This window comes from Allocoleopsis sp. (assembly GCF_036703385.1).
Classification (GTDB): Bacteria; Cyanobacteriota; Cyanobacteriia; order Cyanobacteriales; family Coleofasciculaceae; genus Allocoleopsis.
Genome location: NZ_DATNPA010000040.1, coordinates 1 through 6,132 on the forward strand (window position 1 = coordinate 1; position 6,132 = coordinate 6,132).

6 protein-coding genes and 1 pseudogene are annotated in these 6,132 nt (G+C 45.7%); 4 read left to right on the forward strand and 3 right to left on the reverse strand.

The window, feature by feature from the left end:
* On the reverse strand, positions 1-908 hold a 908-nt coding region (locus V6C93_RS02175), incomplete at its 3' end, for a hypothetical protein (protein ID WP_333475001.1).
* A 132-nt stretch (positions 909-1,040) separates the two neighbouring features.
* Here V6C93_RS02175 and V6C93_RS02180 point away from each other — a divergent pair.
* From V6C93_RS02180 to V6C93_RS02195, 4 genes and pseudogenes are all read left to right on the forward strand, one after another.
* Complete coding sequence (locus tag V6C93_RS02180) at positions 1,041-1,514, forward strand: M67 family metallopeptidase (protein ID WP_333475002.1); 474 nt, start codon at positions 1,041-1,043, stop codon at positions 1,512-1,514.
* A 123-nt stretch (positions 1,515-1,637) separates the two neighbouring features.
* Complete coding sequence (gene moeB / locus V6C93_RS02185; protein WP_333475003.1) at positions 1,638-2,810, forward strand: molybdopterin-synthase adenylyltransferase MoeB; 1,173 nt, start codon at positions 1,638-1,640, stop codon at positions 2,808-2,810.
* Positions 2,811-3,036: 226 nt separating this feature from the next.
* Positions 3,037-3,896, forward strand: a pseudogene (locus V6C93_RS02190) (IS5 family transposase).
* Between the two features lie 98 nt (positions 3,897-3,994).
* Positions 3,995-4,147: a hypothetical protein gene (locus tag V6C93_RS02195; RefSeq protein ID WP_333475004.1), complete on the forward strand. Its 153-nt coding sequence runs from the start codon at positions 3,995-3,997 to the stop codon at positions 4,145-4,147.
* A gap of 28 nt (positions 4,148-4,175) precedes the next feature.
* Here the strand turns inward: V6C93_RS02195 and ureC are convergent, their stop codons facing one another.
* Positions 4,176-5,948 carry an urease subunit alpha gene (gene ureC / locus V6C93_RS02200; RefSeq protein WP_333475005.1) on the reverse strand — a complete coding sequence of 591 codons (1,773 nt, stop codon included), beginning with the start codon at positions 5,946-5,948 and terminating at the stop codon, positions 4,176-4,178.
* A 55-nt stretch (positions 5,949-6,003) separates the two neighbouring features.
* Complete coding sequence (locus V6C93_RS02205) at positions 6,004-6,123, reverse strand: DUF1349 domain-containing protein (protein WP_333475006.1); 120 nt, start codon at positions 6,121-6,123, stop codon at positions 6,004-6,006.
* Positions 6,124-6,132 lie beyond the last annotated feature (9 nt).

The following is a 6,132-nucleotide window of genomic DNA, read 5'->3' on the forward strand; positions in this document are numbered from 1 at the left end:
GATTGCTCTTCCTGAATAACTTCTTTAAAAATCAATAAACCTGTATTAAGAATCTCCTCTATTTGGCTAGGATCAGCTAAGTTTTTTTTAAAGAGAATAAGTAGACGTATTAAACTTTCATCATCTTGATATTTTAAAACATCTTCTAATTTAACTTCAAGCTTATCTTCATTAACAGTATTTTTGAGGAAAGCGAAAACTGCTTGATGAATCGCTGAATGTTCTTTTTTAGCATTCAATGTATCACTATTAGTCTCTATAGTATAATCTTTAGTTACTGGGTGTTGTTCTTTTCCAAAATCAATAATACCCAACTCTATGAACAGTCTGTCAATTGCTAATATTTGCTTTTCAATAGCTAATAGAAGCATCAGTCTTAAATTAGAATAAAATTCTCCAATTGGATTGAACAACCACCAAAATCTATAAATAGGAGAAAGTTTATCGAGGTGTTCACCTCGGCTCCAAATGTTTTTTATCTCTTGATAAGAGAAGTGAGATTTGAAAAGGCTTAAATTTATATAAGGAATATAAATTAATAATTTGCCTGACTCCCATTTAAAAATTTTTTTTACGTTTTTATCAATAATAATTTCTACCTCATAGAGATAAAATAAAGTGCTGCGTTGACCTAAGAGTCCAATATGAATATCTTTTATAAAATCAACAACTGCATTAATTTGTTGTAAAACCTGGTCTTTAATAGGTTTTAAATACATAATATTGCTCAGTTTAAAAGAGATAGTATAAGCATTTTCTAAGGCCTGTAATTTCTCAGTATCAATGTTCCTCCGCCTTAAGGCTTCACCGACCTCTTGATTTTGTCTTCTTAGTAATTCAGTCGCATATTCTTGGAAGAATTTTAATAAATCTTCAGAAGTTTGAGTTTGATTAAGAGGAAAAGTCATGATTACAAATGATAAGAGTTTTTTGAGTGAGGGCAGTAAAGGCTCTGCGATTGGACTACAATGGCCTTAGCCAGCATTCCGGATACCTGGAATTTTTGATCTTCCTTGACTTGATTGAAGGCAAGCTTAGCCGTGCTAAACCTTAGCTCTCATCATCTTCAGACAATTCAGGCTCATGCCGAAAGCACATACCCTGAAGAGTGCTGTGGCTTACTCTTGGGTCACTTGAGTAGCGACACCAAAATGCTGATTGAAGTCTTACCTACAGAAAATAGCTGGGACGGAGAAATGGTTGATGTGCTCCAAGTTGTTGATGACTCATCTGAAGGAAAATTTAGTAAGCGCAATCGATTCAGCATTGCCCCTCAAGTGATGCTCAAAGCACAAAAAAATGCACGCGATCGCAACCTCAACATCATTGGCATTTATCACTCTCACACCGATCACCCAGCCATCCCTTCAGAATTCGATCGCGCGATCGCATGGATGGAATACTCTTACATTATTGTTTCTGTTCGACAGGGGTCAGCTTGCGATCTTAAAAGCTGGACTCTTGATGACAATCACCAGTTTCAGCCCGAAGAGATTCTTACTGTCTCACTTTAACTCAACGCAAAACGTACCAAATATTTCCTCCAGCTAAAATAAAAATGATATTAAACTCCCCTAAAGACAGATGGAAAGCATTTAGCTAGGATATAGGTCGTGTTCGCACTACCGTAAACTACAATGCTTAATCCCAATCTGGATGAAATCCAGCTGACCAAAGAAGAGTACGAACGTTACTCGCGACACCTGATTTTGCCGCAAGTTGGACTGGAAGGACAAAAACGCCTCAAAGCAGCTAGTGTTCTCTGCATTGGCAGCGGTGGACTGGGTTCACCCCTGCTGTTGTACCTGGCTGCTGCTGGCGTTGGACGCCTTGGTCTTGTAGATTTTGATGTCGTCGATAGCTCAAATCTGCAACGTCAGGTAATTCACGGTACCTCCTGGGTGGGCAAACCGAAAATTGAGTCAGCGAAAAATCGAATTCTCGAAATCAACCCCTACTGCCAGATAGACCTCTATGAAGAGCTTCTGTGTGCAGAAAATGCTCTGGAGATCATGAAGCCCTATGACATCGTCGTAGATGGCACGGATAACTTTCCAACCCGTTATCTAGTTAATGATGCTTGCGTGCTGCTAGGGAAGCCTAATGTCTATGGCTCGATCTTCGGCTTTGAAGGTCAGGCTACCGTATTTAATTACGAAGGTGGGCCAAATTATCGCGACCTCTATCCAGAACCCCCACCACCGGGCATGGTTCCTTCCTGCGCTGAAGGCGGTGTCCTGGGTATTCTACCAGGGATTATCGGTTTAATTCAGGCAACGGAAACCGTCAAAATCATTATCCGTCAAGGTACTACACTCAGCGGACGTTTGTTGCTGTACAACGCTTTAGAGATGACGTTCCGTCAATTGAAGCTGCGCCCAAACCCAGAACGTCCTGTCATCGATAAGTTGATTGACTACGATCAATTCTGCGGCGTTACTCACGCTAAAGAAGAAGAGGCGAAACGGCAGAAGGAAATGCAAGAGATTACAGTTCAGGAACTCAAGCAGCTGTTCGACAAAGGAGCAAAGGATTTCGTCCTACTTGATGTACGAAACCCCAACGAGTATGAAATTGCTAGCATTCCTGGTTCAGTCTTACTACCGCTCTCAGAGATTGAAAATGGTCAGGGTGTGGAAAAAGTTAAGGAACTGCTTAACGGCGGTCAATTGATTGCTCATTGCAAGTCGGGTATGCGCTCCGCGAAAGCATTGGGAATCTTGAAAGAAGCTGGTATTGACGGCACCAACGTTAAGGGTGGAATTCTGGCTTGGAGTAAGGAAATAGATCCTTCCGTACCTGAGTATTAAAGATGGGGAATAAGAGGTGGGGTGAGTTTCACCCTACCTCCCCCTAACTCGCACAATTATAGCACTACGCACACACGTTAGGACATTTATTGAAGGCAGCATCCACTATATATCGCTCTTGTGTCACTCTCGCCAGAGCAAAGTCTGGAAGCCTTACACAGATGGACTTTCAGCCGAGGTGCTTAAGAGCCTATCCGAAAAATCCGTGACGCTGTAAAATGACGTAATGGATAGTGATCGACAAAGTCAAACCGAACCACCTACTATCTGGCGGACACCCGATGAATTATGGCAACGCCTTGCACCTGTGCTGGTGATTGATAAACCGCGCAAGAAAGCAGGACGACCGCGTGTCAATGACCGTCGTATCTTCGAGGCTTTGATTTATCTAGCCCGCACGGGTGGGCAGTGGTGTGCGCTGCCAGCAGAATTTGGACCGAAATCCACAGCTTATGATCGATTTCGTGAATGGGTGGAGCATGGTTGCTTACAAAAAGCTTGGGCAGTGCTGTTGCAAGAGTATGACCAAGTCTTGGGAATTGATTGGCAGTGGCAATCTGCCGACGGCTGTATCGTCAAAGCCCCACTAGGAAAAAGGGGGTCGAGGGAGAAGCTACTGCCACAGGAAGAAATCCTACAGACCGGGGCAAAGCTGGTAGCAAACGCCATCTCCTGACCGATGGTCGGGGTGTACCGCTAGCAGTAGTATTGAGCGGAGCTAACAGACATGATATGAAGAAGTTAGCACAGTTGTTAGATGCGGTGGTTGTTGAAAGACCAGACACCCAACAATTAGAACAAAATCTGTGTCTAGATAGAGGTTACGATTACTCTTCTTGTTGGCAAGAAGCACAAGAACGAGGATACATTCCTCACATTCCACAAAAAGATGCGCCAATCCCCGCGCCCACAGCCCCGAACCGTCATCCTCCACGCCGATGGGTAGTAGAAGTTGGCCATTCCTGGTTTAATCGCTTCCGACGCTTACTCATCCGTTGGGAAAAACAGCCAGAGTGCTACTTGGGATTTATTCAGCTAGCGGCTTGCCTGATCTTGTACCGTAAACTCTTGAGAGGTTGTACTTGAGCGCTGCAAGCGTGTTGTTCAAATAGCCGGAATTAATTGACACATCACTGGATTGGTTGGCGATCGCTACCAAGTCACTGTTAGCTCTGACCAAGCTGTTGAGTTTACCAGATCCTACTTCCGGATTGGTTGGCGATCGCTACCAAGTCACTGTTAGCTTTCGCCTCACACCGGAGTTGAGATTGACGAAACTTTATCAGGGTTCATTACGTCATTTTACAGCGTCACGGATTTTTCGGATAGGCTCTTAGTTATTTCCGCGAGGCTGCACCCAGCCACTTAAAACAAAAAGTAACGCTGTGCCATTGGTAAAACCGTCGCCGGTTCGCAGGTCAGTAATTCCCCATCTGCCCTTACTTCATAGGTTTCCGGGTCAACTTCCATGTGAGGCAAGGCATCATTAAGCTTCATATCCCGCTTACTCACCTGCCGCGTATTAGACACCGCAACCGCTGATTTTTGTAAGCCAAGTTGTTCGGGAATTCCCTGTTCTAATGCTGCCTTGGACACAAAGGTGAAGGACGTTGCTGCGATCGCACCTCCAAAACTACCAAACATCGGGCGCATGTGAACCGGTTGGGGTGTGGGAATGCTAGCATTCGAATCGCCCATTTGCGACCATGCGATCGCACCACCTTTAATCACAATCTCCGGTTTCACCCCAAAAAACGCCGGACGCCACAAACACAAATCCGCCAGCTTCCCTTCTTCCACCGAACCGACATACTCAGCAATACCATGTGCGATCGCAGGATTAATCGTGTACTTAGCAACGTACCGCTTCGCCCGGAAATTATCCGACCTCTCCCCCTGCCCCTCTCCTGCAAGGAGAGGGGAGTCCGTCTCCCCCCTTCCCTGGTAGGGAAGGGGGGTCGGGGGGGTTAGGTTTCCTCGTTGCACCTTCATTTTGTGCGCCGTCTGCCAAGTACGAATAATCACCTCGCCCACTCGCCCCATCGCTTGGGAATCCGAGGAAATCATGCTAAATGCACCTAAATCGTGCAGAATATCTTCAGCAGCAATGGTTTCCCGGCGAATCCTAGATTCTGCAAACGCCACATCCTCTGGAATCCCCCGATCTAAGTGGTGGCACACCATCAACATATCCAGGTGTTCTTCCAAGGTATTGATAGTGTAGGGACGAGTTGGGTTGGTGGAAGAAGGTAGAACGTTCGCTTCACCACACACCTTGATAATGTCCGGTGCGTGACCCCCGCCTGCACCTTCTGTGTGGTAAGTGTGGATGGTGCGGTTTTTGAAAGCTGCGATCGTCGCTTCGACAAATCCCGCTTCGTTGAGGGTGTCGGTGTGAATTGCCACTTGCACATCATATTCATCGGCAATACTCAAGCAAGTATCGATCGCAGGGGGCGTCGTTCCCCAATCTTCGTGTAGCTTCAAACCCATCGCCCCAGCGACAACTTGTTCCACTAATCCTTGGGGTTGGCTACTATTACCCTTACCCAAAAAACCGAGATTCACGGGAAACGCATCGGCAGCTTGTAGCATCCGGTAAATGTTCCAAGGGCCAGGGGTACAGGTGGTGGCGTTCGTTCCGGTAGCGGGGCCAGTACCGCCGCCTATCATTGTTGTGATGCCGGATGCGATCGCAACTTCTATTTGCTGGGGACAAATAAAATGAATGTGGCTATCAATTCCCCCAGCAGTCAGAATCATCCCTTCCCCCGCTACCGCTTCAGTACCGGGGCCAATAATGATATCAACATTGTCCTGAATATAAGGATTCCCCGCCTTACCAATTTTGAAAATCTTGCCGTCTTTAATGCCAATATCCGCCTTAACAATGCCCCACCAATCGAGTATTAGGGCGTTCGTAATCACCATATCAACGGCACCATCGGCATTAGAAATCGGGGATTGTCCCATTCCATCCCGAATCACCTTACCGCCACCAAACTTCACCTCATCACCGTAGCTAGTGTAGTCTCGTTCGACTTCAATGAATAATTCTGTATCAGCAAGACGGATGCGATCGCCTACCGTTGGCCCAAATGTTTCTGCATAAGCGCGGCGATCCATTCTGTAACTCATAAATTCTCCTCACACCATGCTTGGATTTTCGCTATTCTTTCCAGTTTTTCAAAGCTTATAAACTATGAATTTTGAATCCCTCAAACGTCATCGGGAAACCATTCCCCTCTGGAGAGGCACACATTAGCCCTACATTCAGGGTTTCAACCGGAGTCAGATAAGCAAGACGTAGCATAGTATACTG

Excerpts from the sequence above, each read along its gene's own strand:
- moeB (WP_333475003.1), top strand. The coding sequence starts at position 1,638 with ATGCTTAATCCCAATCTGGATGAAATCCAGCTGACCAAAGAAGAGTAC.
- ureC (WP_333475005.1), bottom strand. The coding sequence starts at position 5,948 with ATGAGTTACAGAATGGATCGCCGCGCTTATGCAGAAACATTTGGGCCA.
- V6C93_RS02205 (WP_333475006.1), bottom strand. The coding sequence starts at position 6,123 with ATGCTACGTCTTGCTTATCTGACTCCGGTTGAAACCCTGAATGTAGGG.